This window comes from Pseudomonas acericola (SeqCode), assembly GCF_053456465.1.
The window spans coordinates 885,343-912,170 of record NZ_JBRFJB010000002.1 but is presented as its reverse complement, the minus strand read 5'-3'; the positions used below and the strand labels follow the sequence as shown (position 1 = coordinate 912,170).

21 protein-coding genes are annotated in these 26,828 nt (G+C 61.3%); 8 read left to right on the top strand and 13 right to left on the bottom strand.

Going from position 1 to position 26,828, the window contains the following annotated elements:
* The first annotated feature begins 202 nt into the window (after positions 1-202).
* Positions 203-811, top strand: a complete 609-nt coding sequence (lexA, locus tag ACU688_RS10340; protein ID WP_003172575.1) for a transcriptional repressor LexA — start codon at positions 203-205, stop codon at positions 809-811.
* Positions 812-821: 10 nt separating this feature from the next.
* Positions 822-1,298 (top strand): SOS-induced cell division inhibitor SulA, encoded by a 477-nt coding sequence (sulA, locus tag ACU688_RS10335; protein WP_124528035.1) that lies wholly within the window; start codon positions 822-824, stop codon positions 1,296-1,298.
* Between the two features lie 224 nt (positions 1,299-1,522).
* On the opposite strand, the gene ACU688_RS10330 is transcribed toward sulA, so the two are convergent.
* The 7 genes from ACU688_RS10330 to ACU688_RS10300 form a co-directional block, all read right to left on the bottom strand.
* On the bottom strand, positions 1,523-1,756 hold the full coding sequence (locus ACU688_RS10330) for a hypothetical protein (RefSeq protein WP_026136850.1): 234 nt from the start codon (positions 1,754-1,756) through the stop codon (positions 1,523-1,525).
* A gap of 130 nt (positions 1,757-1,886) precedes the next feature.
* Positions 1,887-2,408, bottom strand: coding sequence for a DUF6586 family protein (locus ACU688_RS10325; RefSeq protein ID WP_448184618.1), 522 nt, complete (start codon positions 2,406-2,408; stop codon positions 1,887-1,889).
* 176 nt (positions 2,409-2,584) lie between these two features.
* Positions 2,585-5,206, bottom strand: a complete 2,622-nt coding sequence (topA, locus tag ACU688_RS10320; RefSeq protein ID WP_017737335.1) for a type I DNA topoisomerase — start codon at positions 5,204-5,206, stop codon at positions 2,585-2,587.
* Positions 5,207-5,320: 114 nt separating this feature from the next.
* Positions 5,321-5,557, bottom strand: a complete 237-nt coding sequence (locus ACU688_RS10315; protein ID WP_448184617.1) for a DUF1653 domain-containing protein — start codon at positions 5,555-5,557, stop codon at positions 5,321-5,323.
* A gap of 97 nt (positions 5,558-5,654) precedes the next feature.
* Complete coding sequence (fadA, locus tag ACU688_RS10310; RefSeq protein ID WP_026136849.1) at positions 5,655-6,830, bottom strand: acetyl-CoA C-acyltransferase FadA; 1,176 nt, start codon at positions 6,828-6,830, stop codon at positions 5,655-5,657.
* A 29-nt stretch (positions 6,831-6,859) separates the two neighbouring features.
* Positions 6,860-9,007: a fatty acid oxidation complex subunit alpha FadB gene (gene fadB, locus ACU688_RS10305; RefSeq protein WP_448184616.1), complete on the bottom strand. Its 2,148-nt coding sequence runs from the start codon at positions 9,005-9,007 to the stop codon at positions 6,860-6,862.
* A gap of 485 nt (positions 9,008-9,492) precedes the next feature.
* Positions 9,493-9,930, bottom strand: a complete 438-nt coding sequence (locus ACU688_RS10300; RefSeq protein WP_448184615.1) for a hypothetical protein — start codon at positions 9,928-9,930, stop codon at positions 9,493-9,495.
* A 105-nt stretch (positions 9,931-10,035) separates the two neighbouring features.
* Between ACU688_RS10300 and ACU688_RS10295 the strand changes: the two genes are divergently transcribed.
* Positions 10,036-10,476: a universal stress protein gene (locus ACU688_RS10295; RefSeq protein ID WP_124528029.1), complete on the top strand. Its 441-nt coding sequence runs from the start codon at positions 10,036-10,038 to the stop codon at positions 10,474-10,476.
* A gap of 96 nt (positions 10,477-10,572) precedes the next feature.
* Here the strand turns inward: ACU688_RS10295 and ACU688_RS10290 are convergent, their stop codons facing one another.
* The gene (locus tag ACU688_RS10290; RefSeq protein ID WP_448184614.1) at positions 10,573-12,492 is read right to left on the bottom strand and encodes an ATP-binding cassette domain-containing protein; all 1,920 of its coding nucleotides are present in this window, start codon (positions 12,490-12,492) and stop codon (positions 10,573-10,575) included.
* Between the two features lie 213 nt (positions 12,493-12,705).
* Here ACU688_RS10290 and ACU688_RS10285 point away from each other — a divergent pair, with 213 nt between their 5' ends.
* On the top strand, positions 12,706-14,634 hold the full coding sequence (locus tag ACU688_RS10285) for a transglycosylase SLT domain-containing protein (protein WP_448184613.1): 1,929 nt from the start codon (positions 12,706-12,708) through the stop codon (positions 14,632-14,634).
* A gap of 167 nt (positions 14,635-14,801) precedes the next feature.
* Here ACU688_RS10285 and ACU688_RS10280 read toward each other — a convergent pair whose 3' ends face one another.
* Complete coding sequence (locus ACU688_RS10280) at positions 14,802-16,583, bottom strand: ABC transporter transmembrane domain-containing protein (protein ID WP_448184612.1); 1,782 nt, start codon at positions 16,581-16,583, stop codon at positions 14,802-14,804.
* Positions 16,584-16,829: 246 nt separating this feature from the next.
* On the opposite strand from ACU688_RS10280, the gene ACU688_RS10275 reads away from it, so the two are divergent.
* Complete coding sequence (locus ACU688_RS10275; RefSeq protein ID WP_017737326.1) at positions 16,830-17,009, top strand: PA1571 family protein; 180 nt, start codon at positions 16,830-16,832, stop codon at positions 17,007-17,009.
* A 51-nt stretch (positions 17,010-17,060) separates the two neighbouring features.
* Here the strand turns inward: ACU688_RS10275 and pdxB are convergent, their stop codons facing one another.
* Positions 17,061-18,203, bottom strand: coding sequence for a 4-phosphoerythronate dehydrogenase PdxB (gene pdxB, locus ACU688_RS10270; RefSeq protein WP_448184611.1), 1,143 nt, complete (start codon positions 18,201-18,203; stop codon positions 17,061-17,063).
* A gap of 229 nt (positions 18,204-18,432) precedes the next feature.
* Between pdxB and ACU688_RS10265 the strand changes: the two genes are divergently transcribed.
* Positions 18,433-19,827, top strand: a complete 1,395-nt coding sequence (locus ACU688_RS10265) for an MATE family efflux transporter (RefSeq protein WP_448184610.1) — start codon at positions 18,433-18,435, stop codon at positions 19,825-19,827.
* Here ACU688_RS10265 and tusA read toward each other — a convergent pair.
* Both tusA and ACU688_RS10255 read right to left on the bottom strand, forming a co-directional pair.
* Positions 19,824-20,075 (bottom strand): sulfurtransferase TusA, encoded by a 252-nt coding sequence (gene tusA / locus ACU688_RS10260; protein WP_071483636.1) that lies wholly within the window; start codon positions 20,073-20,075, stop codon positions 19,824-19,826. The genes ACU688_RS10265 and tusA overlap by 4 nt on opposite strands.
* 38 nt (positions 20,076-20,113) lie before the next feature.
* Positions 20,114-21,250 carry a terpene synthase family protein gene (locus tag ACU688_RS10255; RefSeq protein ID WP_448184609.1) on the bottom strand — a complete coding sequence of 379 codons (1,137 nt, stop codon included), beginning with the start codon at positions 21,248-21,250 and terminating at the stop codon, positions 20,114-20,116.
* Positions 21,251-21,364: 114 nt separating this feature from the next.
* Between ACU688_RS10255 and ACU688_RS10250 the strand changes: the two genes are divergently transcribed.
* Entirely contained in the window at positions 21,365-22,897 is a 1,533-nt protein-coding gene (locus ACU688_RS10250; protein ID WP_448184608.1) for a prenyltransferase/squalene oxidase repeat-containing protein, read from the top strand.
* On the opposite strand, the gene rlmM is transcribed toward ACU688_RS10250, so the two are convergent.
* Positions 22,788-23,858 (bottom strand): 23S rRNA (cytidine(2498)-2'-O)-methyltransferase RlmM, encoded by a 1,071-nt coding sequence (rlmM, locus tag ACU688_RS10245; protein ID WP_448184607.1) that lies wholly within the window; start codon positions 23,856-23,858, stop codon positions 22,788-22,790. The genes ACU688_RS10250 and rlmM overlap by 110 nt on opposite strands.
* 190 nt (positions 23,859-24,048) lie before the next feature.
* Between rlmM and acnA the strand changes: the two genes are divergently transcribed.
* Positions 24,049-26,790, top strand: coding sequence for an aconitate hydratase AcnA (gene acnA / locus ACU688_RS10240; protein ID WP_448184606.1), 2,742 nt, complete (start codon positions 24,049-24,051; stop codon positions 26,788-26,790).
* Positions 26,791-26,828: the final 38 nt, after the last annotated feature.

Here is a 26,828-nt window from a genome sequence, read left to right as displayed (position 1 = left end):
CCTGAGGTCCATTTTCCGGCCGGGCAGTCATCTATTTCATCGCTATTTAATCACATCCTTCCCGGTCTGTAGGCAGCGCTATCTCCGGCTTGTAGGAGGAGTGACGAATGACCGTCCAGCGGAGTGGCAGAAAAGGATGATTGCCAAGCGCAGTTCACTGTATATAATCCCAGTCACTGTATAAAAAGACAGAGCGATCAACATGCTAAAACTGACGCCACGCCAAGCTGAGATTCTGGCTTTTATCAAGCGCTGCCTCGATGACAACGGCTATCCGCCGACACGAGCTGAAATTGCGCTGGAACTGGGGTTCAAGTCCCCCAACGCCGCCGAAGAACACCTCAAGGCCCTCGCTCGCAAAGGCGCGATCGAGATGACCCCAGGTGCCTCACGCGGCATTCGCATCCCTGGCTTCGAAGCCAAGGCCGACGAATCGACCCTGCCGATCATCGGTCGCGTCGCCGCCGGTGCGCCGATCCTGGCGCAGCAGCACGTTGAGGAATCCTGCAACATCAACCCGACCTTCTTCCATCCTCGCGCCGACTACCTGTTGCGCGTCCATGGCATGAGCATGAAGGACGTGGGCATCTTCGATGGCGACCTGCTGGCCGTCCATACCACCCGCGAAGCCCGTAATGGCCAGATCGTCGTCGCCCGTATCGGCGATGAAGTCACCGTCAAACGCTTCAAGCGCGAAGGCAGCAAGGTCTGGCTCCTGGCCGAGAACCCTGAGTTCGCCCCGATTGAAGTGAACCTGAAAGATCAGGACCTGGTGATCGAAGGCTTGAGCGTCGGCGTCATTCGCCGCTAAAGGAGGCATCATGCAGCTCGTGCACACCCCGCAACACACACAACTGTCGCTGTTCGAGGCCTTTATGGCCCAACCCCTTGCGCCTATCCTCAAGGAAACGGTCGAGGCGCCCTGGAGCGCCGAGCCCGAGGCGTTCAGTGAATTGTCGTTGCGCGGTGCGGCCGGGAGCTGCCTGAGCCTGCTGGCGCCAATCCTGCGCGAACTGAGCGAAGAACAAGACGACGCCCGCTGGCTGACGCTGATCGCCCCGCCCGCCAGCCTGACCCAGGCCTGGCTGCGGGACGCCGGCCTCAACCGTGAGCGCATCCTGCTGCTGCAACCGCGCGGCGCGCAAAGTGCCCAGCAGTTGACCTGCGAAGCGTTGCGCCTGGGCCGTAGCCATACGGTGGTAAGTTGGTTGAATCCGTTGAATGCAAGCGCCAAGCAGCAACTGATCAGTGCTGCACGTACGGGCGATGCTCAGAGCTTGAATATTCGATTGGGATAAAGCCACAAGCCTAGCGCGCGCTCACTGTGGCAAGAGAGCTTGTTGTGGCGAGCGAGCTTGCTCGCGCTGGGCTGCGGAGCAGCCCCAGAACCAGACACCGTGGAATGCCTGATACACCGCATCAATCTATTCAGGGCCGCTTCGCAGCCCAGCGCGAGCAAGCTCGCTCGCCACAAAAATCCCGCCAAGTCCGCATAGCCACCACAGCCCCTTAACCACAGCTCTCAGTGCAGAACCCGCGGCCCATCATCCTTCTCCGGCTCGCCTTCCGCCAGGCGGCCTGCCATCTGCACACCCACGCTCAACATGGCTTTTGCCACTTCCACGTGCTGGCCTTGCAGGAACGCCTTGGCGTCCTCGGAAAAGTCCAAAGTCACCAGAGAACCCTCGTCCTCAGCCCGGCGCAGCTCGATTCGGCCGTCAGGCAGTTCAACAATTTCCAGAAAGGACGTTGGCATAAAAGTCTGTTCTCCACGAAAGGCCGCGATTATATCAGTCATCCACACGGCCCCGCTGAGGATCTGAAGAGGTTTCTTTACAGCATGATGAATGGTGCTCTCTGCTGTGTAACTGAACAATGGGGGTGCCTCAGCACTCGTTCAAGCCTTCGCGAAAGCGCAAGGCCAGCTTTTTCAGTTCCTGGCGCCAGCCTTCCAGCTCTTCGCGACTCAATGGCTTGGGCTCGCCCTCTTCCAGCGCAACCGCCACGATCAGCGGCTGGGTCACGTCGCCCTTGGGCACATGGGGAACGCGCGGCGGCTGGAACATATCGGCATGGGCCTTGAGCAAGCGCGCCACCCAACTGTCGGGGCTCTGGGCCATTTCCACCAGCTCGGCCAGTTCGGGGATGGCCATGGTCTCCAGGACTTCGTGGGTCATGATCATTTCTGCGCGAGGCGAACCGGCCTGAGGCAAGCGATAGAACCCGGCGATTTCATGGCACAAGCCCAGCAACGCACCGTAGAGGTGGAACAACGCCGCTTCACGCCCCGCCTGGACCAACGCGATGGCATTCATCTCCTTCCCTTCCTCGGCGCGGCCAAGGGCTTCCAGGGACAAACCCGCGAAGTAAATTTTCTGATTGGTACGGGTATAGAGTTCGTTGGCCATAACGGCAGTCTCCACAACGAAAAGAGGCGTGATGCTGGCTGTGTAATGTGGCGAGGGAGCTTGCTCCCGCTGGGGTGCGCAGCGCCCCCAAAAGCTTGGGCCTGCTGCGCAGTCCAGCGGGAGCAAGCTCCCTCGCCACAGCAAGCCCGTCCCTACAACCTAGTCAGACTAGTCGATCAAGCCCCCTGGCGCTTGTCCTCGACCTTCCACTTGCCGCCGTCGTAGAACGCCTTCCAGCCAGTAGGCTTGCCGTCCACTTCGGTCTGCACGTACTGCTCCTTGGTCTTGCGGCTGTAGCGGATCACAGCTGGGCGACCATCCGGGTCCTTCTTCGGCGCTTCACACAGGAAGTGGTACTTAGGATCGATCTCGTCCTTGTGCGGCACGATCTCCATGACCAACGGCGCACGGGTCTCGCGGTTTTTCGGGAACTGGCTTGCAGCCAGGAACAGGCCCGAAGCACCGTCACGCAGGATATAGGTGTCGTTGACCTTCTCGCACTTGAGCTCCGGCATCTTCACCGGGTCCATTTTCGGCGGCGCCGCATCACCGCTTTTCAGCAGCTTGCGGGTGTTCTTGCAGGTCGCGTTGGTGCAGCCAAAGAACTTGCCGAAGCGGCCGGTCTTGAGCTGCATCTCGCTGCCGCACTTGTCGCACTCCAGGCTCGGACCTTCGTAGCCCTTGATGCGGTAGGTGCCCTCTTCAATCTCGTAGCCGTTGCAATCCGGGTTGTTACCGCAGATGTGCAGCTTGTGCTTCTCGTCCAGCAAGTAGGCGTCCATCGCCGTGCTGCAGATCGGGCAGCGGTGCTTGCCACGCAGTACCAGCGACTCGGATTCACCCTCGTCGTCAGCCGCAATTTCATCGCCCGGCACTAGGTTGACCGTGGCCTTGCAGCGCTCTTTCGGCGGCAGGCTGTAGCCCGAGCAACCGAGGAACACGCCGGTGGATGCGGTACGGATCTGCATCGGACGGCCGCACGTCAGGCACGGAATGTCCGTCATCACCGGCTGGTTGGCGCGCATGCCGTGCTCTGGGCTTTCGGCCACTTCAAGCTTCTTCTTGAAGTCGCCGTAGAACTCGTCCAGCACGCTTTTCCAGTCGCGCTCGCCCTGGGCCACGTCATCGAGGTTCTCTTCCATGCCGGCGGTGAAGCCGTAGTCCATCAGGTTGGAGAAGCTCTCGGACAGGCGCTCGGTGACGATGTCGCCCATCTTTTCCGAGTAGAAGCGACGGTTATGCAGCGCCACGTAGCCACGGTCCTGAATGGTCGAGATGATCGCCGCATAGGTCGAAGGACGACCGATACCGCGTTTTTCCATCTCTTTCACCAGGCTGGCTTCCGAGTAACGGGCCGGCGGCTTGGTGAAGTGCTGGGACGGATCAAGCTTGATCAGTTTCAGCGTGTCGCCCTGGGCCATGTCCGGCAGCACGTCGTCGTCGCCTGGCTTGGCGATTTGCGGCATCACGCGGGTGTAGCCGTCGAACTTGAGGATACGGCCCTTGGCGCGCAGCTCGAAATCAGAAGCGGCCACCGTCACGGTAGTGGACAGGTATTGTGCCGGCAGCATCTGGCAGGCCAGGAATTGACGCCAGATCAGCTCGTAGAGGCGCTCAGCGTCGCGCTCCATGCCGGTCAGCTTGGCCGGCGTGGTGTTGGCGTCAGAAGGACGAATCGCTTCGTGAGCCTCTTGTGCGCCTTCCTTGCTGCTGTAGACGTTCGGGTTCTCCGGCAGGTACTTCTTGCCGAACTCGCCTTCAATATACGTACGCGCCATCGCCACCGCGTCTTGCGACAGGTTGGTGGAGTCAGTACGCATATAAGTGATGTAGCCGGCTTCGTACAAGCGCTGGGCCATCATCATGGTTTTCTTCACACCAAAGCCCAGGCGGTTGCTCGCGGCCTGTTGCAGGGTGGAGGTGATGAACGGCGCCGACGGCTTGCTGCTGGTCGGTTTGTCTTCACGCTTGACGATGCTGTAGCTGGAAGACTTGAGCTTCTCCAGCGCGGCCATGGCCTGTGCTTCGTTCAGCGGCTTGAACGCCTCGCCTTTCTCGCGGGCCACTTCGAAGCGCACGTTGGCGCCCTTGGCGGTGCCGAGGTCGGCGTGGACTTCCCAATACTCTTCAGGGATGAACGCACGGATCTCGCGCTCACGTTCCACCACCAGCTTCACCGCAACCGATTGCACACGGCCAGCGGACAAGCCACGGGCGATCTTCGCCCACAGCAGTGGCGAGACCATGTAGCCCACGACGCGGTCGAGGAAACGACGGGCCTGCTGGGCGTTGACGCGGTCGATGTCCAGTTCGCCCGGCTTGGAGAAGGCTTCCTGGATGGCTTTCTTGGTGATTTCGTTGAACACCACACGCTTGTAGCGGCTGTCATCACCGCCGATGGCTTCCCGCAGGTGCCAGGCAATGGCTTCCCCTTCGCGGTCCAAGTCCGTTGCGAGATAGATGGTGTCGGCATCTTTGGCGAGCCGGCGCAGCTCTTCGATGACCTTTTCCTTGCCCGGAAGGATTTCGTACTTGGCCTTCCAGCCATGATCCGGGTCTACACCCATGCGCGAGACCAGCTGCTTGCGCGCTTTCTCTTTAGGCGTGAGCACCGGACCTTCGCCCGCAGCGGCCTTGCCGCGCTTGGCGGCAGGCTCCTTGCTGGCGCTAGCCGAACCGCTGGTGGGCAGGTCTCGGATATGGCCGATACTCGACTTCACCACGTACTCGTTACCCAAGTACTTGTTGATGGTCTTGGCCTTAGCCGGGGATTCCACAATGACCAGCGATTTGCCCATGGATCGGAAAATTCCTGAATTCGAGAAGTGAGAGGCAGTTGGCGCCTGTCGCGGCAACGCTATATATAGTGGCAACAAGGTGAGGTCAAGCGCAGCATTCTGCGCGACCTGCCGTTATCGCTCTGAAAAAAGACTGGCTTCGGCCTGCACCAAAGCAAAGCGCGGGACCTGCTCGCCGTCAACTTCGACAGTCTCCAGGAACATGCTCAAAGGGCGCACCCAAAAGCCGTAATCGCCATACAGTGCTTGGTAGAACACCACTTCTTCTTCAGTCTCGGAGTGCCGCGCCACACTGAAAATACGGTACTGCGGACCTTTATAATGCTGGTAGAGCCCTGGTTCGACTTTCATGCTCTGGCCCTCTTGCAAAATTTGTTAAAAAAAAATTACGAAACCACCCAAAAACAAAAACCGGGGCACTGGGCCCCGGCTTCCGTCAACCCAACGCTTAGACGCGTTCGAATACGGTGGAAATGCCTTGGCCGAGACCAATGCACATGGTGGCAACCCCAAGGTTGCCGCCATTTTGCTTCATCACGTTAAGCAAAGTGCCGGAGATACGTGCACCGGAGCAACCGAACGGGTGGCCCAGGGCAATCGCACCGCCGTGCAGGTTAACCTTCTCGTTCATCTTGTCGAGCACTTTCAAATCTTTCAGCACTGGCAGGGCCTGTGCGGCGAAAGCTTCGTTGAGCTCAAAGAAGTCGATATCGGAGATGGTCAGGCCCGCGCGCTTCAAGGCTTTTTGTGTGGCCGGTACTGGACCATAGCCCATGATCGCCGGGTCCACACCCGCCACGGCCATCGAACGGATCACCGCCAGCGGCTGGATACCCAGGTCCTGGGCACGCTGCGCCGACATCACGATCATGCACGAAGCGCCGTCAGTGATTTGCGACGAAGTGCCCGCCGTCACGGTGCCGCCCTTTGGATTGAACGCTGGCTTCAAGGCCGCCAGGCTTTCCAGGGTGGTGTCCGGACGAATGGTTTCGTCGTAGTCGAACAGTTTCAGGAAACCGTTCTCGTCGTAACCGTTCATCGGGATGATCTCATCCTTGAACTTGCCTTCCACGGTCGCCTTGTGGGCGAGCTGGTGGGAACGCACGCCGAACGCGTCCTGGGCTTCACGGGTGATGCCGTGCATTTTGCCGAGCATTTCCGCCGTCAGGCCCATCATGCCCGAGGCTTTCGCCGCGTACAGCGACATGTGCGGGTTAGGGTCGACGCCGTGCATCATGCTGACGTGGCCCATGTGCTCCACGCCGCCGACCACGAACACATCGCCGTTACCGGTCATGATCGCTTGCGCAGCGGTGTGCAGCGCGCTCATCGACGAGCCACACAGGCGGCTGACGGTCTGGCCGGCAGCGGTGTGCGGGATCTGGGTCATCAGCGACGCCATGCGCGCGATGTTCCAGCCCTGCTCCAGGGTCTGGTTGACGCAGCCCCAGATCACGTCTTCGACTTCGTTCGGATCGACCTTGACGTTGCGTTCCAGCAATTTGCTGATCAGGTGCGCCGACATGTCTTCGGCGCGGGTGTTGCGGTGCATGCCGCCCTTGGAGCGGCCCATCGGAGTGCGACCGAAGTCCACAATCACGACGTCTCTTGGATTCAAGCTCATAAATAGTCTCGCTCTAGTCGTTTGGGCGCTTAACCGAAGAAGCTCTGGCCGTTCTTGGCCATTTCACGCAGCTTCGCGGTCGGGTGGTACAGCGGGCCCAAATCAGCGTATTGATCAGCCAGGGCAACGAACTCGGCCACACCGATCGAATCGATGTAACGCAGCGCACCACCACGGAATGGAGGGAAACCAATACCGTACACCAGGCCCATATCGGCTTCGGCGGCGGTTTCGACGATGCCGTCTTCCAGGCAACGCACGGTTTCCAGGCACAGGGCGATCATCATCCAGTTGATGATGTCTTCGTCCGACACCTCACGCTGCTCGTAGATGACAGGCGCGAGTACTTCGTGAACCGATGGATCGACCACTTTCTTCTGCTTGCCCTTCTTGTCAGCCTCGTAGGCGTAGAAACCCTTGCCGTTCTTCTGGCCCAGGCGCTTGGCCTCGTACAGCGCGTCGATCGCCGAGCGGCGGTCGTCCTTCATGCGATCCGGGAAGCCTTCAGCCATCACGTCGCGACCATGGTGGCCGGTGTCGATGCCGACCACGTCCATCAGGTACGCCGGGCCCATTGGCCAGCCGAATTTTTCCATGACTTTGTCGATGCGTACGAAGTCCACGCCCGCGCTGACCAGCTTGGCGAAACCGCCGAAGTACGGGAACAGCACGCGGTTGACCAGGAAGCCCGGGCAGTCATTGACCACGATCGGGTTCTTGCCCATTTTCTTCGCGTAGGCAACGGTGGTGGCAACGGCCAGCTCGCTGGACTTCTCGCCACGGATCACTTCCACCAGCGGCATCATGTGCACCGGGTTGAAGAAGTGCATGCCGACGAAGTTTTCCGGGCGCTTGAGGGCCTTGGCCAGCAGCGAGATGGAAATGGTCGAGGTGTTCGACGCCAGGATGGTGTCTTCCTTCACGTGGCCTTCGACTTCAGCCAGTACCGCCTGCTTGACCTTCGGATTCTCAACAACCGCTTCGACCACCAGGTCGACATGGCCGAAATCACCGTAGGACAGCGTAGGACGAATGCCGTTAAGCACTTCAGCCATCTTCGCGGCGGTCATGCGACCTTTGTCCACGCGGCCGACCAGCAGCTTGGCGGCTTCCGCCAGGCCTTGCTCGATGCCGTGCTCGTTGATGTCTTTCATCAGGATCGGCGTGCCTTTGGACGCCGACTGATAGGCGATGCCGCCGCCCATGATACCGGCGCCGAGGACGGCAGCCTGTTTCACGTCGCGAGCGATTTCGTCGTAGGCCTTGGCTTTTTTCTTCAGTTCCTGATCGTTCAGGAACAGGCCGATCAGGCTCTGGGCTGCCGAGGTTTTCGCCAGTTTGACGAAACCTGCCGCTTCCACTTCCAGGGCTTTGTCGCGACCGAAGTTCGCCGCCTTCTGGATGGTCTTGATCGCTTCAACCGGCGCCGGGTAGTTCGGGCCGGCCTGGCCAGCCACGAAACCTTTGGCGGTTTCGAACGACATCATTTGTTCGATGGCGTTGAGCTTGAGTTTTTCCAGCTTCGGCTGACGCTTGGCCTTGTAGTCAAATTCGCCGCTGATGGCGCCCTTGATCAGGTTCAATGCGGCTTCGGCCAGTTTGTCCGGGGCAACCACGGCATCGACGGCACCGACTTTCAGCGCGTCTTCAGCACGGTTTTCCTTGCCGGCGGCGATCCACTCGATGGCGTTGTCGGCACCGATGATGCGCGGCAGACGAACGGTGCCACCGAAGCCTGGGTAGATGCCCAGCTTGACTTCAGGCAAGCCGATCTTGGCCGTGGCCGACATGACGCGGAAGTCCGCCGCCAGGCACATTTCCAGGCCGCCGCCCAACGCGATGCCGTTGATCGCGGCGACGGTCGGTACGTTGAGGTCTTCGAAATCGCTGAAAATCTTGTTGGCTTCGAGGTTGCCAGCCACCAGCTCGGCATCGGGCAGCTTGAAGTTGTCGACGAATTCGGTGATGTCCGCGCCGACGATAAATACGTCCTTGCCGCTGGAAACGATCACACCCTTGACCGAGGCATCTGCTTTGATGGTGTCTACGGCCTGACGCAATTCATTCAGGGTTAGACGGTTGAACTTGTTGACGGACTCACCCTTGAGGTCGAATTTCAATTCGACGATGCCACTTTCAAGAGCCTTAACCGTGATGGCTTTACCTTCGTAAATCATCAACTGATCTCCACGATATGGACGCTGAACAGTACACATTGGACGCTGGCCTATTGGTTGGACATTGAGGTTTTCGTCAACGTTCAGGCCAATCCGCCAGGCACACCCGCCAATGCGATAGTCGGGGTTCTGTATGAGCGGTCTGACAGACAAACGCTCAATTCATACGCCCGTTTGATTTGGGTACGCCACCTTCATCCAATTCCGGGCAATTGTCAATCGCTCGAAAGGCTAGGAAAAACGCGACTTTCCAGTCATTTCAGAACCCGAAGCACAGGCACGCGCCTCGTCAATATTCAAATATTCACGAAATCAATAATAGAAAAGTTCTGGAAAAACGCTGTACAGAACGGGATATGCGGCTAGGCTAGCCGCAACCGTAAAGCGTCTGGATGAACATCCGACGCGAGAGACACGAAATTACCGGCCTGCCTGGCCAACTCCAGCCCGATGATGATGTCGGGCTTTTTATTGCCTGGTGTTTATCAGGCCAGGGCCTTGAGCAGCTTGTCGATATCCTGCAACACCGTCGCCTCGCCCTTCTCGCCCCAATACAAGGCGATCATCTGCTTGTCGGCCTCGATCTTGTAGACGTTGTCCGGCAGCGTCGAAAAATACGGCAACAACTTCTCATCGACGCAGACTTCACGCCATTGGTTGACCCACACCCCCGGCTCCAACTGCCAATAGCTCCAGAGCGCCGGCGTGCTGCCACGGCGTGGCCGACAGTACTGCGCACACGGGCTCGGCGGCTCCTGCTTGAGCCAGTGCGGCCACTCCTGGGGCGACAACTGCATGGCCAGGCCGATGCGGCGCGCCTCCATGCGCAGGGCCATGCGCCCGCTCTGATGGCGCGACGGACGCAGCCATGCCAGAGGGCTCAACACCACCACAAGGATTGACACCACTATCCAGACCGTCATATGTGTACTCCCGAATTTCTAGATGAGCGGATTTGATCTGACGCAACCCCATCCGCTTGAAAGCAGCCATACTGAATTTATTGCAGTCCCTTGGAGGAACGCCTCATGCCCTACCAACATATTCTGGTCGCTGTCGATCTGACCGAAGAGTGCGATCCAGTGATCAAGCGCGCACAGGAATCTGCATTGGCCAATGGCGCCATTCTCTCGCTGGTGCATATCGTCGAGCCCATGGCCATGGCCTTTGGCGGCGACGTACCGATGGACCTTTCCCAGTTGCAGCAACAACAATTCGACCAGGCCAAAGAGCGCCTTGACCGTTTGATTCTCAAATACCCGCACTTGAAAAAGGAAGACTGCCACCTGACCTACGGCCAACCGCGCCAGGAAATCCACCACCTGGCCAAGGAAAAGGCGTGCGACCTGATCGTGGTCGGCAGCCATGGCCGTCATGGTTTGGCGCTGTTGCTGGGCTCCACTGCCAATGATGTGCTGCACGGTGCGCCGTGCGACGTACTGGCCGTCAAGCTGGTCAAAGCCCCTTAAGCCCTACCGAGCTCCCACATTTTTAGATCGCACTTCATATAAAAAGCCCGGCGCTCACAGGAATGAACGCCGGGCTTTTTAGTGCAGCAAGATCACTCAGGCATCCAACTCAGCCCAACGCTCAACCAGCACTTCCAAGTCCTGGTTCAACGTCTCCAGGGACGCAATGACCTTGGCCGTCTCAGCCGCCGGACGCAGGTAGAAACCCGCGTCAGCCATATCCGCTTCAACCGCCGCAATCTGCTGCTCCTTGGCCTCGATATCACCCGGCAAGGCTTCCAGCTCACGTTGCAGCTTGTAGCTCAGTTTCTTCTTGGCAGCCGGTGCAGCTTCGACAGCCGGCTCAGCAGCAGCCACCGGAGTGACCACCGCCGAGTTCAAGTCGGCCTTGCCGGACTTGCTCTCGGTCACGCCCAGCAGGCGCGGCGAGCCGCCCTGGCGCAGCCAGTCCTGGTAACCACCGACGTATTCACGCACCTTGCCTTCACCTTCGAAGACCAGGGTGCTGGTGACCACGTTGTCGAGGAATGCCCGGTCGTGACTGACCATCAGTACGGTACCGTTGAAGGTCAGCAGGACCTCTTCCAGCAGTTCGAGGGTTTCCACGTCGAGGTCGTTGGTCGGTTCGTCGAGCACCAGCAGGTTGGCCGGCTTGCTGAACAGCTTGGCCAGCAGCAGGCGCGCACGCTCACCACCGGACAAGGCCTTCACCGGCGTCCGCGCACGTTGCGGGCTGAACAGGAAGTCGCCCAAGTAGCTGAGGACGTGGCGGCTCTGGCCGTCGATATCGATAAAGTCGCGGCCTTCGGCGACGTTGTCGATCACGGTTTTTTCCAGGTCCAACTGGTGGCGCAACTGGTCGAAGTAGGCCACGTCGATGCGCGTGCCCTCTTCCACAGTGCCGCTGGTCGGTTGCAGGCCGTTAAGCATCAGCTTGAGCAAGGTGGTCTTGCCGGTGCCGTTGGCGCCGAGCAGGCCGATACGGTCGCCGCGCTGCAGGACCATGGAGAAGTCCTTGATCAGGAACGGACCGTTCGGGTGATGGAAGCTGACGTTCTCCAGCACCATCACCTGCTTGCCCGACTTGTCGGCGGTATCCAGCTGGATATTGGCCTTGCCGGTACGCTCGCGGCGCTCGCTGCGCTCAACACGCAGGGCTTTCAGGGCGCGTACGCGACCTTCGTTACGGGTGCGACGGGCCTTGATGCCCTGGCGGATCCAGACTTCTTCCTGGGCCAGCTTTTTGTCGAACAGGGCGTTGGCGGTTTCTTCAGCCGCCAGCGTGGCTTCCTTGTGCACCAGGAAGCTGGCGTAGTCGCCGTTCCAGTCGATCAGGCCGCCACGGTCCAGTTCGAGGATGCGCGTGGCCAGGTTTTGCAGGAAGGAACGGTCGTGCGTGATGAACAGCACAGCGCCCTGGAATTCCTTGAGGGCTTCTTCCAGCCAGGCGATCGCGCCGATGTCCAGGTGGTTGGTTGGTTCATCGAGCAGCAGCAGGTCTGGCTCGGACACCAGGGCCTGGGCCAGCAGCACGCGACGACGCCAGCCACCGGACAACTCGGCGAGGGTCTTGTCGGCCGGCAGTTGCAGGCGGCTCAGGGTGCTGTCGACCAGTTGCTGCAAGCGCCAGCCGTCACGGGCTTCGAGGTCTTGCTGGACATGCATCAGCTTGTTCAGGTCGTCTTCGGTAACGCAGTTCTGCGCGAGGTGATGGTACTGGGCCAGCAACTCACCAACGCCGTCGAGACCTTCGGCAACCACGTCGAACACTGTCCGTCCGTCGGCCACCGGCAATTCTTGCGGCAATTCGCCGATCTTGAGGCCCGGGGCACGCCAGACAGAGCCGTCATCGGGCTTCTGATCGCCTTTAACCAGCTTCATCATGCTGGACTTGCCGGTACCGTTGCGGCCGATGATGCACACCCGCTCACCACGGGCGATCTGCCAGGACACCTTGTCCAACAACGGCATAGCGCCGAAAGCAAGGGACACATCGCTGAATTTGAGCAGGGTCATACGCTTCTCCAAAAACTGGGCGCGCATTCTACCTGAGTTAGGGGTGGGATGCGGCTGGCATTTTCTCTATAGACACGTTCTGTAGGACATTTCCGGACAACCTGAACGAACCGGCCAGCAAAGCTTTCGCCTGCGTCGAGCAAAAGGCTAAGCTAGGGGCAATCAGTGCCGGCCGCGCCGGCGCTATTCGTGATTTCTCTGCACGGACGTCTCATGCGCAGTCGCCTTTTCAACTTTTTATCTTGTCTGCTTCTTTCCGCCACTGCCGCCCAATCTGCCCAGGCCGTGGACCTCACCACCCAACGCCAGTATTACGATGAAGCCAAACGCGCCCTGGCCAAGGGTGATTCCGGCCCATACATGCAATACAGCCAGGCACTGGCCGACTACCCGCTGACGCCGTACCTGGCCTATGACGAGTTGACCGCGCGCCTGAAAACCGCAAGCAACGAGGAAATCGAACAGTTCCTCGCCAAAAACGGCGACCTGCCCCAGGCCAACTGGATGAAGTTGCGTTGGTTGCGCTGGCTGGCCGACCGTGGCGACTGGCAGACCTTTGAAAAGTACTACGACCCCAAGCTCAATTTCGTTGAACTGGACTGCCTGCACGGCCAGTTCCAGCTCACCCACAATCTGAAGGCCGAAGGCTACAAGACCACCGAAAAGCTCTGGCTGACCGGGAAATCCCAGCCTGCCGCCTGCGATGCCACCTTCGCCCAGTGGGCCGCCGACGGCCAACTCACCGAACAGAAGATCTGGGACCGCGCCAAGCTCGCCGCCGAAGCGCGCAACTACGCGCTGGCCAACAGCCTGGTGAAAACCCTGCCAACCCTCGGCGCCCAAGGCCGCCTGATGGTGGACGTGGCGCAAAAGCCCGACATGCTTGGCGACCCGTCGCGCTTCCGGCCGGTCAACGAGGCCATGTCCGACGCCGTAGGCCTGGGCCTGCGCCGCCTGGCGCGCCAGGACCCGGACAAGGCCATGGCCCTGCTCGACGGCTACGCCAGCAGCATGCACTTCTCCCGTGACGAAAAAGTGTCGATCGCCCGCGAAATCGGCCTGACCCTGGCCCGTCGCTACGACCCGCGCGCCCTCGACGTGATGACCCAGTACGACCCGGAACTGCGCGACAACACCGTGTCCGAATGGCGCCTGCGCCTGCTGCTGCGCCTGGCACGCTGGGAAGATGCCTACCAGCTCACCCGCAAGCTCCCACAGGATTTGGCGACCACCAACCGCTGGCGCTACTGGCAAGCCCGCAGCCTGGAACTGGCCGAGCCGAAAAACCCGCAAGCGCTGGTGCTGTATAAAAACGTGGCCAAAGAGCGGGATTTCTACGGCTTCCTCGCCGCCGACCGCTCCAAATCCCCGTACCAGTTGACCAACCGACCGCTGGTGATGAGCCAGGCGCTGGTCAACAAGGTGCGCAACACCCCAGGCGTACGGCGTGCCCTGGAGTTCTACGCCCGCGGCCAGATCGTCGATGGCCGCCGCGAGTGGTACCACGTCAGCCGCCACTTCAACCGCGATGAAATGGTCGCCCAGGCCAAGCTGGCCTACGACATGAAGTGGTACTTCCCGGCGATCCGCACCATCAGCCAGGCGCAATACTGGGACGACCTGGACATCCGCTTCCCGATGGCCCACCGCGACACCCTGGTGCGCGAAGCCAAGGTGCGTGGCCTACATTCGAGCTGGGTGTTTGCTATCACCCGCCAGGAAAGCGCCTTCATGGACGACGCCCGCTCCGGCGTCGGCGCCAGCGGCCTGATGCAACTGATGCCCGGCACTGCCAAAGAGACCGCGCGCAAGTTCAGCATCCCCCTGGCCTCCCCGGCCCAGGTGCTCGACCCGGACAAGAACATCCAGCTCGGCGCTGCCTACCTGAGCCAGGTGCACAGCCAGTTCAACGGCAACCGCGTGCTCGCCTCCGCCGCCTACAACGCCGGCCCCGGCCGCGTACGCCAATGGCTGCGTGGCGCCGACCACCTGAGTTTCGACGTGTGGGTAGAAAGTATCCCGTTCGACGAAACCCGCCAGTATGTGCAGAACGTGCTGTCTTATTCGGTGATCTACGGGCAGAAGCTCAATTCACCGCAGCCGTTGGTGGATTGGCATGAGCGCTACTTCGACGACCAATAACACACCACATCCCTGTGGCGAGCGAGCTTGCTCGCGCCGGGCTGCGCAGCAGCCTCAACAAGGGCACCGTATTTACCCAGACAGAATGCGGTGTCCGGTTTCAGGGCTGCTTCGCAGCCCAGCGCGAGCAAGCTCGCTCGCCACAATAAACCGTTCGCCCTCCCCGCTTAGGGTTGAACCGGTTCATCCCCATCACTGAACTGCAACGCCGCCAACCGCGCATACAGCGGATTGCTCGCAATCAGCTGCTGGTGCGTGCCCACCGCCACTAGCTTGCCCTGGTCCATCACCGCAATCCGGTCGGCGTTCTTCACCGTCGCCAGTCGATGGGCGATCACCAGCGTGGTGCGCCCCTGCATCAACTGCGGCAGCGCCTGCTGGATCAGGTGTTCACTCTGTGCATCCAGCGCGCTGGTAGCTTCATCCAGCAACAGGATCGGCGCATCGACCAGCAAGGCACGGGCGATGGCCAGGCGTTGGCGCTGGCCGCCGGACAGACCCATGCCACCGTCACCCAGATGGGTCTGGTAGCCGTCGGGCATTTGCAGGATGAAATCGTGGGCGTGGGCAATGCGCGCGGCGGCTTCGACCTGCTGTTGGGTGGCCGACGGGTTGCCATAGCGGATGTTCTCTTCGACGCTGCCGAAAAACAGCGCAGGGCTTTGCGATACCAGGGCGAAGTGACGGCGCAGGTCCATGGGGTCTAGCGCGGTCAGCGGCTGGCCTTCGATCAGGATGCGACCGTGCTGGGGGTCGTAGAAACGCAACAACAGATCGAAGATGGTCGATTTGCCCGCGCCAGACGGACCGACCAGCGCCAGGGTTTCGCCGGGGTTGATTGTCAGATTCAAGCCGTCGATGGCGTAGCTGTCGGGCCGCGACGGGTAGGAAAAGCGCAGGTCTTGCAGCTCCATACGCCCGCTCACCCGCTCCGGCAGCTGCACCGTACCGGTAGCCGGCGCCTGGATGTCGTTGCTCGACTGCAACAATTCCCCGATGCGCTCGGCCGCACCGGCGGCGCGCTGCAACTCGCCCAGCACTTCGCTGAGGGTGCCGACGGCGCTGCCGACGATCAGGCTGTAGAACACGAACGCCGCCAGCTCACCGCCGGAAATCCGCCCATTGATCACGTCCATGCCGCCGACCCATAGCATCACACCCACTGCGCCCAGCACGAGCATGATCACCAGGGTAATCAGCCACGCACGCTGGAGGATGCGCTTGCGCGCCGTGGTAAATGCCTCTTCCACGGTCACGGCGAAGCGCTGTTCGTCCTGCACCTGGTGGTTGTAGGCCTGCACGGTCTTGATCTGGCCGAGGGTCTCGGACACGTAGCTGCCCACGTCGGCGATGCGGTCCTGGCTCTGGCGCGACAGGCTGCGCACGCGGCGGCCGAAGATCAGGATCGGCGCCAACACCAGCGGCAACGCCACCACCACGATGCTGGTGAGCTTGGGATTGGTGACAAACAGCAACACGATGCCGCCGATCACCATCAAGGCATTGCGCAGGAACAGCGACAGCGAAGAGCCGATCACCGATTGCAGCAAGGTGGTGTCGGTGGTCAGCCGCGACTGGATTTCCGAGCTGCGGTTGTTCTCGTAAAAGCCGGGATGCAGGTAGATCAGGTGGTTGAACACCTGGCGCCGGATGTCCGCCACCACCCGCTCGCCGATCCACGACACCAGGTAAAAACGCGCGAAGGTGCCCACCGCCAGGCCCAGCACCAGCAGCATGAACAGACCGATGGACTGGTTGAGCAAGTGCGGTGACTGGGTCATGAAGCCCTGGTCCACCAGCAGGCGGATGCCCTGCCCCATGGACAGGGTGATGCCCGCCGTGACAATCAGCGCCAGCAAGGCACCCAACGCCTGCCAGCGATAGGGCGCAATAAAGCGGCTGGCCAGGCGAATCGCACGGCGTTGACGGATCGAGAACATGGAGGGCATCACCTGCGCAAGGAGGATAGGTATCTACACAGCAACATTGGGGGAACTTGGGTAAATAACAATGAGTCAGGTTAATTATGCCCGCCGATATGGGCCCCTAGAGGCTATCGGTCTAATGCCTGGCTGGAAATTTGTAGCGGTTTCTGGTGGACTGGGTGTTCGAACCGGTGATCTTGCAAGGAGTTGTAACAGCGCGGTCACGCGGGGGAATTAGAGTAGGTACACAACCTGATGAGGAGACAGGCCATGACCTTGCACACTAGCAGCACTGACAAAGTAGAAGTCGTCCGCACAGCGCATCAGGCGAACCTGGGTTGCTCGATCATCGACGCCCAAGGCCGCGAAGTGCCGATTACCGAAGACATGATCCAGCAAGCGTGCCGCGAGCTGGAACAGCGACTGGTCACGCCTGCCAAGCAAGGCTGAAGCGCCCAAGCTCTTTCTGACCCGGCCCACGTGGCCGGGTTTTTTATGGGATCAAATTACCGTCGCGCCCAAGGCCGACACGATACTTGCCAACGCCGTAGATTCCCCATTGATGCGCACCTTCAAGCCATCGATCTCGCGACGTGCCGGGTAATGCTTGCGCAGTAGGTCAAAGGCCTTGCGCTGTTCTTCTACGGTACCTACAAGGCTGCGGCGGAAATCCGCATCATCACGGCGTGGGTCGTACACACTGCGACACAAGGTCGCCAGCGCCCAGGCCGGATCAGTTTCGGCATTCAGATGCACCTCGGCCAGCCACAACGGCGGCAGCAGGTCACTCAATTGAATGCTCGGCGCATGGCTCAGGTGCGCGCAGAACGCCTGGTAAATCTGCGCCGTGCCACGCTGGCGGCCTTCCAGGCTGTAACCAGCGATATGGGGCGTGGCCAGCACGCACAGGTCGGCCAGGTCGACGTCCACTTCAGGCTCGCCTTCCCACACATCGAGCACCGCTTGCAGGTCTTCGCGGTCCAGCAACACCTCGCGCAGGGCCGCGTTGTCCACCACCGGCCCACGGCTGGCGTTGATCAGCCAGGTGCCGGGCTTGAGCTGGTCGAGACGCTGGCGGTCGAACAGGTGCCAGGTGGAGCCCTTGCCGGACTTGGTCAGCGGCGTGTGCAGGCTGATCACATCGCACTGCTCGATAATCTGCTCCAGGCTGACGTAATCGCCCCCTTCGGCGCTCTGCCGGGGCGGATCGCAGACCAGCACGTTCCAGCCCAGGCCCTTGAGCACCTTGACCAGCCGCCCACCGACTTCACCAGCACCGACAATGCCGTAAGTGCGCTGATTGAGGTCGGCGCCTTCGATCTCGGCCAGGGTCTGCAGGCTGCCCAGCACGTAGTCCACCACGCCCCGCGCGTTGCAGCCGGGGGCGCTGGACCACTGGATGCCGGCCTGCTTGAAGTAGTCCAGGTCCAGGTGATCGGTGCCGATGGTGCAGGTGCCGACAAACTTCACCGGCGTGCCTTCCAGCAACGCTCGGTTGACGTTGGTCACCGAACGCACCAGCAGCACATCGGCCTGCTCGACCATGGCACGGTCGATGGCACGGCCGGGCACGCGGCGGATCTCGCCAAACCCTTCGAAGAAGGCGTCAAGCAGCGGAATATTTTCGTCGGCAACAATCAACATGGCAGGCTCCTTTCGCGGACGGGCAGTGTACAGGCTTGCGATCTGTGTTCCAGCGCAGATCCACTGGGTGAACGGGCTTATGTGGGAGCTGGCTTGCCTGCTCCCACAGGGGATTTGTGGTGTTTGGGATAGCGCTTACAAATCGCTAACACAGGATTTTTCCTGACCATCACGTCAAGGCGTAGAATCCGCCGTCCTTGCGCCTCCCTTTATTCCTGGACACCCGTACGTGAACACTGCCACCGCCGCCCTCACCCGCCCCGCCCGCATCAGCCGGGAAGTGCGCGACCTGCTGACGCTCGCCCTGCCGATCATGATCGGCCAACTGGCCACCACCGCGATGAGCTTTGTCGATGCGGTGATGGCCGGGCGTGTCAGCCCCCAGGATTTGGCGGCGGTGGGCCTGGGCAACTCGATCTGGATTCCGGTGTACTTGCTGATGAGCGGCACGCTGCTGGCGACCACGCCAAAAGTCGCGCAGCGCTACGGCGCCGGGAAATTCAATGAGATCGGGCCACTGGTGCGCCAGTCGCTGTGGCTGGCAATTGTGGTCGGCATCATGGGCGGGCTGTTGCTGTTGTGCGCGGAGCCGATCCTGCACTGGATGAAGGTCGAGGAGGACCTGATCAAACCGTCCATGGGCTACCTGCACGGTATCGCCTCCGGCATGCCGGCCATCGCGCTGTACTACGTGCTGCGCTGCTTCAGCGACGGCCTGGGCCGCACGCGGCCGAGCATGGTCATGGGGCTGGTCGGCCTGGCGCTGAATATTCCGCTGAACTACATCTTCATCTACGGCCACCTGGGCCTGCCGGCCATGGGCGGCGTGGGCTGCGGCTGGGCCACGGCCCTTTCGATGTGGGCGATGGTGATTGGCCTGGCCGTGTGGACACGCTTCGGCCCGGCGTACCAGAGCAGTGAATTGTTCAAGCGTTTCGACTGGCCGCAATGGGCGGTGATCAAGCGCGTACTAGGCATCGGCCTGCCGATTGGCGTGGCGATCTTTGCCGAGTCGAGCATCTTCGCGGTGATCGCGCTGCTGATCGGCAGCCTCGGCGCCACGGTGGTGTCCGGTCACCAGATTGCGCTCAACGTCAGCTCGCTGGTGTTCATGATCCCCTACTCCCTGAGCATGGCCGTCACCGTGCGCGTCGGCCAGGCCCTGGGCCGCGACGAGCCGCGTGAAGCACGCTTTGCCGCCGGGGTCGGCATGGGCACGGCGGTGGCCTACGCCTGCCTGTCGTGCAGCCTGATGCTGGTGTTTCGCGAGCAACTGGCAGCGATCTACACCCCCGACCCGATCGTGATCCACCTGGCCTCGACGCTGATCGTATTTTCTGCGCTGTTCCAGTTCTCCGACTCGATCCAGGTCACGGCGGCCGGCGCATTGCGGGGCTACCAGGACACGCGGGTGACCATGGTGCTGACCTTGTTTGCCTATTGGGGCGTGGGGCTGCCGGTGGGCTATGCGCTGGGGCTCACCGACTGGCTAGGCGCGCCAAGCGGGCCGAGCGGTTTGTGGCAGGGCCTGATCGTCGGCCTGAGTTGTGCGGCGGGGATGTTGCTGGTGCGCCTGGCGCGCAGTGCACGCCGACGCATTCGCGCGGCCAAGGCCGTGGGTTAAGCGGACTTCTTGCGGATCCAGTACAGGTACGTACCGGCCTGTTCCTGCTGATCCACCAGTTCGTGGTCAAGGAACACGCAGAACTTGGGAATATCGCGACGCGTGGACGGGTCGGTCGCGATCACCTTGAGCAAGCCGCCGGGCGGCAGGTCGCGGATGTGCTGGTGCAGCATCATCACCGGCTCGGGGCAGTTGAGGCCGGTGGCGTCGAGGGTGCCGTCGACGGCGGTGTCGAAAATGTCGCTCATGGTCTACTCCTGAAACTGGCGTGCATTGTTGCCCAATTTCAAGGCTCGGACCACCGCTCTTTGGCCGCCGGATCGTAATGCCACCACCAGGCGATCGAGGCAATGGGCAGCGCCTCGACCCCCAAGGGGCGCGGGCTGCACGCCAGTTCCCCGCCCAGCAGGCATTCAGCGCCCTCCACACCATTGATGAACCGGAACCGTGGTGTGGTGCGATGCCATTGCAACACGCCGCTGATATAGGCGTTCAACCCCAGCAGATACTGGCGCATCTGTGGCGACACTTGCCTGAACATGTGCTCGTAAAGCCGCAAATACAGGCCCTGCACCCGCTCCCGCATATCGACGGCGATCACCAGCGCGTCCTCCACCGAACAGTGATATTCGCGGCCGATCACCTCGATCAGGTTGTGACCCTTTTTGTTCTGTGGACGAAACACTTCCTTGGGCCAGGAAAAAATATCGTTGTCCCACAATGCAAACATGGCGGCCATTTCGGTCAAGGCCGCGATCCGCCGGTCTGCCAACTCGCTTTCATCGACGTCGAGTTGGCGCACGGCGTGACAGAAGAAGGGAAAGGTCATGCCGCCGCCGCCCATCAATCGCTGGGGCATGTAATCGCTTAACGAGGGCTGCGCCGAGACGGACTTCCACATTTCGGCCATGAAATAGGTGCGCATCAAGGCGGTGAAGCGCGTCGCCTGTTTTTCCTGGCCCACGGCCAACAAGCGTCGCCGGATATCCAGCAGGGCCATGCCGTAGCGATCCAGCGGGTCTATCGCGACTTCGGGCGACTCCAGAATCCGCTGGATCCGGCTGCTAGCCTCGATCAACAGGCTCGGGTTTTCACTCGCCGGCCCCTCATCACACAGTTCATCGTCGTAGGCGAACGCCCACATGATGTAGTCCGTGGCGATTTGCAGGGTGTGTTGCGGGCCATAGGGGTAAATCATGCCGCACAGGCGGCCAACCCCCATTGCGTCCAGCCGTTCGCGTTGCACCTGGCTGGGAAACAGCCCCCATCGCCGCAGCCATTCGCGGCAGGGCTGCTCAACCGCAGCAATGGCGGGGTGCTGCATCACCGGCAATGGGCAGTAGATGGGCGGTACAGTGATCGGTTTCATGGCGGTGTCCAGCGCATCAATCGCGATGCCTTTAAAAACCACGAAGCGCTGCAAACGCAAAATGACCATTTGCACTACGCCTGTCGGCGCATATCGCCAACGGGTCTTATGCCCTCATTCACACCGATCACTATTAAGAAGAGTTGAGCCCACTGACACACGCGCCAGATGAACGCCTCACAACGCCACGCCCTGACCATCGCCGCTCGTGATGATTTGCTGAAGTACATCGACGACCGAGGCTCCCTTCGCCAACGCTGCAACAGCCGTGGGCTCGAATCCCTGTTGATGCTGATATTGCTACGCCGCATGCAGTACTTGCCGCACGTACAACGTTCACTGGCGAAGTTCCTGCACCGCTACCAGCAGCGCGACACGCTGAATGCGTTTGAACAGGGCCTGCTGACCAACACCCTGCCCACTGAATACCTGAGGGTCGAGCGCAAGAAGTGGCTGTTCGTCACCTACCTCGCGCTGATCCACAACACCCCGTACCTGCCCGCCACAAACATCGCCCAGATGCAGTACGAAGGCCAGGCTTCGTGGGTGTGCCTGACACTGTGCGCACTCAAGCTCATCAACACCCACGGCAACGGTCAACCGATCGCCGAGCAGGACCGCGCCTTTCTCCTGGAACAGTTGGCCCACGGCAGCGCGAGGGAAGTCTGGGAAGGCCATCTGTCGGCCCATTTGCTCAGTTTGCTGGCCCTGCACGCCGTTGCGCCCGGCCACACGCTGCTCAAGCAAGGGGTTCACAGCCTGCTTGAGCAACGCAACCGCGATGGCGGGCTGCCCTTTATCACCCACATGACGGTCTACCTCACCGCTTTCGCCGGGCTCGCCCTGGGCAAGTCCGGCAGGCGCTCGCCGTGCGTGCGGCGCATGGCGGACTACCTGGTGTCGGTGCAAGCGCAGGACGGCGCCTGGGCCTATACGGAGAACGTGCGCCAAACCGATATCGACAGCACCTGCCTGGCCGTCGAATGCCTGTTGCAGATCGACCCCGTTGGGTATGCCCCGTCGATCCGGCGCGGGCAGGACTACCTGGCAGGCATGGCCAACCCTGACGGAGGCTTTCCCACCTACCTGCGCCATCACCCTTCCGAAGCCACCATGACCGCCAACGCAATCATGGTGCTGCAACCGGCCGGGCAGGCTTATGCGGGTGTGGTGGAAGGCGCCGTGCGATTTCTGCGCGACGCCCAGCAACCAGACGGGACGTTTGAGCGCAGCTGGAGCCTGAGTTCAACGTTTGCCATTGCGCGGGCCGCCGCCGCCCTGAGTCTGACCGGGCGATGGGACGACGGGGTCATGGCCCGGTCCGTGGCCTATCTGCACCGCAGCCAAAACCCCGATGGCGGATGGGGCCAGGTCGCCGGGCAAGCCAGCGATGTGATCAGCAGCGCCCATGCCCTCAGTGCGCTGAGCCATGGGGAATATTCGGACAGCGTAAAACGCGGCGTGGCCTACCTGAAAAAACACCAACACTCACGCCGCCACCTGATCGCCGACCAGGCCGCGCCGAGGCCGATCCCGTATCAGTTCCCGGTGCTGGCCAGGATATTCGTGTTGAACGCCCTGGCCGACGTGGCTATTTGCGCTTCTTCGCATCCACCAGGCGACGCAGGTGACACGTCACTTCCTCGCGGTCGTGGTAAAGCTGCTTACAGCCAATCTCCACGCGAATGCCACGCGCCTTGAAGCCCTCTTCAATGCGCTCCAGCAGACGCTTCACTTCGGCATAACGCTGCTTCATCGGCAACTTCAGGTTCACCACCGCTTCACGGCAATGCCCCTCGCCAATCCAGGTCTCCAGCAGCGCCGCGTTGCGCGCAGGTTTCTCGACGATGTCACACACCATCCAGTCCACCGGCTGCTTGGGCACGAAGGTGAAGCCGTCAGCCATCAGGTGTTGCACCAGGCCGGTGTCCATCAGACTTTCGGCCATGGGGCCGTTGTCGATGGCGGTCACCAGCATGCCACGGTTGACCAGTTGCCAGGTCCAACCGCCCGGCGCGGCGCCGAGGTCGACGCCGGTCATGTCGCCGTGCAGGCGCTCGTCCCACTGATCGCGGGGGATGAAGTGGTGCCAGGCCTCTTCCAGCTTGAGGGTCGAACGGCTTGGCGCGTCACGCGGGAACTTGAGGCGCGGGATGCCCATCGGCCACATCGCCGAGTTGTTCGACTCGGCCAGGCCCATGAACACTTCGCGGCCGCTCTTGAAGGTCAGCAGCAGGCGCGGCTTGCTCGGGTCGTCCACCAGCTTGCCGGCGTTGAGCAACGCCTTGCGCAGGTGCACTTCGAATTTCTTGCAGAAGTTCGACAGCTCTTTGCCATCGTTGGTATCGACCATCTCCAGCCACAGGCTGCCGCACACCGGGAATTCGCGCAGGTGGGCAAGGATCACGCTGATGCGGTCGGTTTCCGGCAGGTCGATGAAAACCCCGCGCGCCCACTGCCGCGGGAAGATCAGCTCGGCAAAACGCTGGCCGTGCATCAGGCGCTGGGCGCCGTCTTCTTCGGTGCAGACAAATTCGGCGCAGGCGCTGCCGGTCTTGGCCTTGGCGTAGCCGGAAACGTTCAGGCGCGCGGCGTGTTCCGCGATCTCGGAACAGACTTCGCCTTCAAAACCCGGGCGGCAGTGCATAAAAAGGGTGTTCATCAACTCTCCTGGCAACTGGCTTGCTGTAGCGCAAGGCCTGTCATGAAAACGCGCGCATGATAACTGAGTTCGGAACCTTGGACTTAACCATAGAGTCCAGTTATTAGCCTGCTAATGAAAACAGGGCTAGCTTTAAAGCTCTGTCCGTCCCGTCAGGTCCGTAGCCGTGCGGATCATAAGGAGTCGCGTCATGTCATCGCTTGATAGCCTGAAAACCCTTAAAACCCTGGAAATAGACGACAAGACCTACCACTACTTCAGCCTGCCTGAAGCCGCCAAAAGCCTGGGCGACCTGGACAAGCTGCCGATGTCGCTCAAGGTGCTGCTGGAAAACCTGCTGCGCTGGGAGGACGACAAGACCGTCACCGGCGCCGACCTCAAGGCCATCGCCGCCTGGCTCAAGGAGCGCCAGTCCGACCGCGAGATCCAGTACCGCCCCGCCCGGGTATTGATGCAAGACTTTACCGGCGTCCCCGCCGTGGTTGACCTGGCCGCCATGCGCGCCGCCGTGGCCAAGGCCGGTGGCGACCCGCAGCGCATCAACCCGCTGTCGCCGGTGGACCTGGTGATCGACCACTCGGTGATGGTCGACAAATTCGGCAACGCCGACGCCTTCGAGCAGAACGTCGATATCGAAATGCAGCGCAACGGCGAACGCTACGCCTTCCTGCGCTGGGGCCAGAGCGCCTTCGACAACTTCAGCGTGGTGCCGCCGGGCACCGGCATCTGCCATCAGGTCAACCTCGAATACCTCGGCCGCACCGTGTGGACCAAGGACGAGGATGGCCGCACCTACGCCTTCCCCGACACCCTGGTCGGTACCGATTCCCACACCACCATGATCAACGGCCTCGGCGTCCTCGGTTGGGGCGTGGGCGGAATTGAAGCGGAAGCGGCGATGCTCGGCCAGCCGGTGTCGATGCTGATCCCGGAAGTAATCGGCTTCAAGCTCACCGGCAAGTTGAAGGAAGGCATCACCGCCACCGACCTCGTACTGACCGTGACGCAGATGCTGCGCAAGAAAGGCGTGGTGGGCAAATTCGTCGAATTCTACGGCGACGGCCTGGCCGACCTACCGTTGGCCGACCGCGCCACCATCGCCAACATGGCCCCGGAATATGGCGCCACCTGTGGCTTCTTCCCAGTGGATGAAGTGACGCTGGACTACTTGCGCCTGTCGGGCCGTCCGTCAGCCACCGTCAAACTGGTCGAGGCCTACACCAAGGCCCAGGGCCTGTGGCGCCACGCCGGCCAGGAACCGGTGTTCACCGACAGCCTGGCCCTCGACATGGGCAGCGTCGAAGCCAGCCTGGCCGGGCCAAAACGCCCACAGGACCGTGTATCGCTGCCGAATGTCGGCCAAGCGTTCAGCGACTTCCTCGACCTGCAATTCAAACCGGCCAACAAAGAGGTCGGGCGCCTTGAAAGCGAAGGCGGAGGCGGTGTGGCCGTAGGCAATGCCGACCTGGTGGGTGAAGCCGATTACGACTTCGAAGGTCAGACCTATCGCCTGAAAAACGGCGCCGTGGTCATCGCCGCAATCACCTCCTGCACCAACACCTCCAACCCCAGCGTGATGATGGCCGCCGGGCTGGTGGCGAAAAAGGCCGTGGAAAAGGGCCTCACGCGCAAGCCCTGGGTCAAGACCTCCCTAGCGCCAGGCTCCAAAGTGGTTACGGACTACTACAAGGCTGCGGGCCTGACCCAATACCTCGACACGCTTGGCTTTGACCTCGTGGGCTACGGCTGCACCACCTGCATCGGCAACTCCGGCCCGCTGCCCGAGCCGATTGAAAAAGCCATCCAGAAGGCCGACCTCGCTGTGGCCTCGGTGCTGTCCGGCAACCGCAACTTCGAAGGCCGCGTGCACCCGCTGGTGAAAACCAACTGGCTGGCCTCACCGCCGCTGGTGGTCGCCTACGCGCTGGCCGGCACGGTGCGCATCGACATCAGCAGCGAGCCGCTGGGCAACGACAAAGACGGCAAGCCGGTGTACCTGAAAGACATCTGGCCAAGCAGCAAGGAGATTGCCGACGCGGTGGCCCAGGTCAGCACCGGCATGTTCCACAAGGAATACGCCGAGGTGTTTGCCGGTGATGCGCAGTGGCAAGCCATTGAAGTGCCACAAGCGGCGACCTACGTCTGGCAGAAGGATTCGACCTACATCCAGCATCCGCCGTTCTTCGACGATATTGCCGGGCCTTTGCCGGTCATCAAGGATGTCCAGGGTGCCAATATCCTGGCCCTGCTGGGCGATTCGGTGACCACCGACCACATCTCCCCCGCCGGCAACATCAAGGCCGACAGCCCCGCCGGCCGCTACCTGCGCGAGCAAGGCGTGGAGCCGCGTGACTTCAACTCCTACGGCTCACGCCGGGGCAACCATGAAGTGATGATGCGCGGCACCTTTGCCAACATCCGCATCCGCAACGAAATGCTCGGCGGCGAGGAAGGCGGCAACACGCTGTATATCCCCACCGGCGAGAAAATGGCGATCTACGACGCGTCGATGCAGTACCAGGCGGCGGGCACGCCGTTGGTGGTGATTGCGGGGCAGGAATACGGCACCGGCTCAAGCCGCGACTGGGCGGCCAAGGGCACAAACCTGCTGGGGGTGAAGGCGGTGATTGCCGAGAGCTTCGAGCGCATCCACCGTTCCAACCTGGTGGGCATGGGCGTGCTGCCGTTGCAGTTCAAGCTGGATCAGAACCGCAAGACCCTCAAGCTCAGCGGCAAGGAGCAGATCGATATTCTCGGGCTGACGGGCGCTGAAATCGTGCCACGGATGAACCTGACGCTGGTGATTACGCGGGAGGATGGCAGTAGAGAGAAGGTTGAGGTGTTGTGTCGGATTGATACGCTGAACGAAGTGGAATACTTCAAGGCGGGGGGCATCTTGCACTACGTCCTGCGCCAGCTGATCGCATCTTAAGCAACGCTGCAAATCAAATGTGGGAGCTGGCTTGTCGG

Excerpts from the sequence above, each read along its gene's own strand:
- lexA (WP_003172575.1), top strand. The coding sequence starts at position 203 with ATGCTAAAACTGACGCCACGCCAAGCTGAGATTCTGGCTTTTATCAAG.
- sulA (WP_124528035.1), top strand. The coding sequence starts at position 822 with ATGCAGCTCGTGCACACCCCGCAACACACACAACTGTCGCTGTTCGAG.
- ACU688_RS10330 (WP_026136850.1), bottom strand. The coding sequence starts at position 1,756 with ATGCCAACGTCCTTTCTGGAAATTGTTGAACTGCCTGACGGCCGAATC.
- ACU688_RS10325 (WP_448184618.1), bottom strand. The coding sequence starts at position 2,408 with ATGGCCAACGAACTCTATACCCGTACCAATCAGAAAATTTACTTCGCG.
- topA (WP_017737335.1), bottom strand. The coding sequence starts at position 5,206 with ATGGGCAAATCGCTGGTCATTGTGGAATCCCCGGCTAAGGCCAAGACC.
- ACU688_RS10315 (WP_448184617.1), bottom strand. The coding sequence starts at position 5,557 with ATGAAAGTCGAACCAGGGCTCTACCAGCATTATAAAGGTCCGCAGTAC.
- fadA (WP_026136849.1), bottom strand. The coding sequence starts at position 6,830 with ATGAGCTTGAATCCAAGAGACGTCGTGATTGTGGACTTCGGTCGCACT.
- fadB (WP_448184616.1), bottom strand. The coding sequence starts at position 9,007 with ATGATTTACGAAGGTAAAGCCATCACGGTTAAGGCTCTTGAAAGTGGC.
- ACU688_RS10300 (WP_448184615.1), bottom strand. The coding sequence starts at position 9,930 with ATGACGGTCTGGATAGTGGTGTCAATCCTTGTGGTGGTGTTGAGCCCT.
- ACU688_RS10295 (WP_124528029.1), top strand. The coding sequence starts at position 10,036 with ATGCCCTACCAACATATTCTGGTCGCTGTCGATCTGACCGAAGAGTGC.
- ACU688_RS10290 (WP_448184614.1), bottom strand. The coding sequence starts at position 12,492 with ATGACCCTGCTCAAATTCAGCGATGTGTCCCTTGCTTTCGGCGCTATG.
- ACU688_RS10285 (WP_448184613.1), top strand. The coding sequence starts at position 12,706 with ATGCGCAGTCGCCTTTTCAACTTTTTATCTTGTCTGCTTCTTTCCGCC.
- ACU688_RS10280 (WP_448184612.1), bottom strand. The coding sequence starts at position 16,583 with ATGCCCTCCATGTTCTCGATCCGTCAACGCCGTGCGATTCGCCTGGCC.
- ACU688_RS10275 (WP_017737326.1), top strand. The coding sequence starts at position 16,830 with ATGACCTTGCACACTAGCAGCACTGACAAAGTAGAAGTCGTCCGCACA.
- pdxB (WP_448184611.1), bottom strand. The coding sequence starts at position 18,203 with ATGTTGATTGTTGCCGACGAAAATATTCCGCTGCTTGACGCCTTCTTC.
- tusA (WP_071483636.1), bottom strand. The coding sequence starts at position 20,075 with ATGAGCGACATTTTCGACACCGCCGTCGACGGCACCCTCGACGCCACC.
- ACU688_RS10250 (WP_448184608.1), top strand. The coding sequence starts at position 21,365 with ATGAACGCCTCACAACGCCACGCCCTGACCATCGCCGCTCGTGATGAT.
- rlmM (WP_448184607.1), bottom strand. The coding sequence starts at position 23,858 with ATGAACACCCTTTTTATGCACTGCCGCCCGGGTTTTGAAGGCGAAGTC.
- acnA (WP_448184606.1), top strand. The coding sequence starts at position 24,049 with ATGTCATCGCTTGATAGCCTGAAAACCCTTAAAACCCTGGAAATAGAC.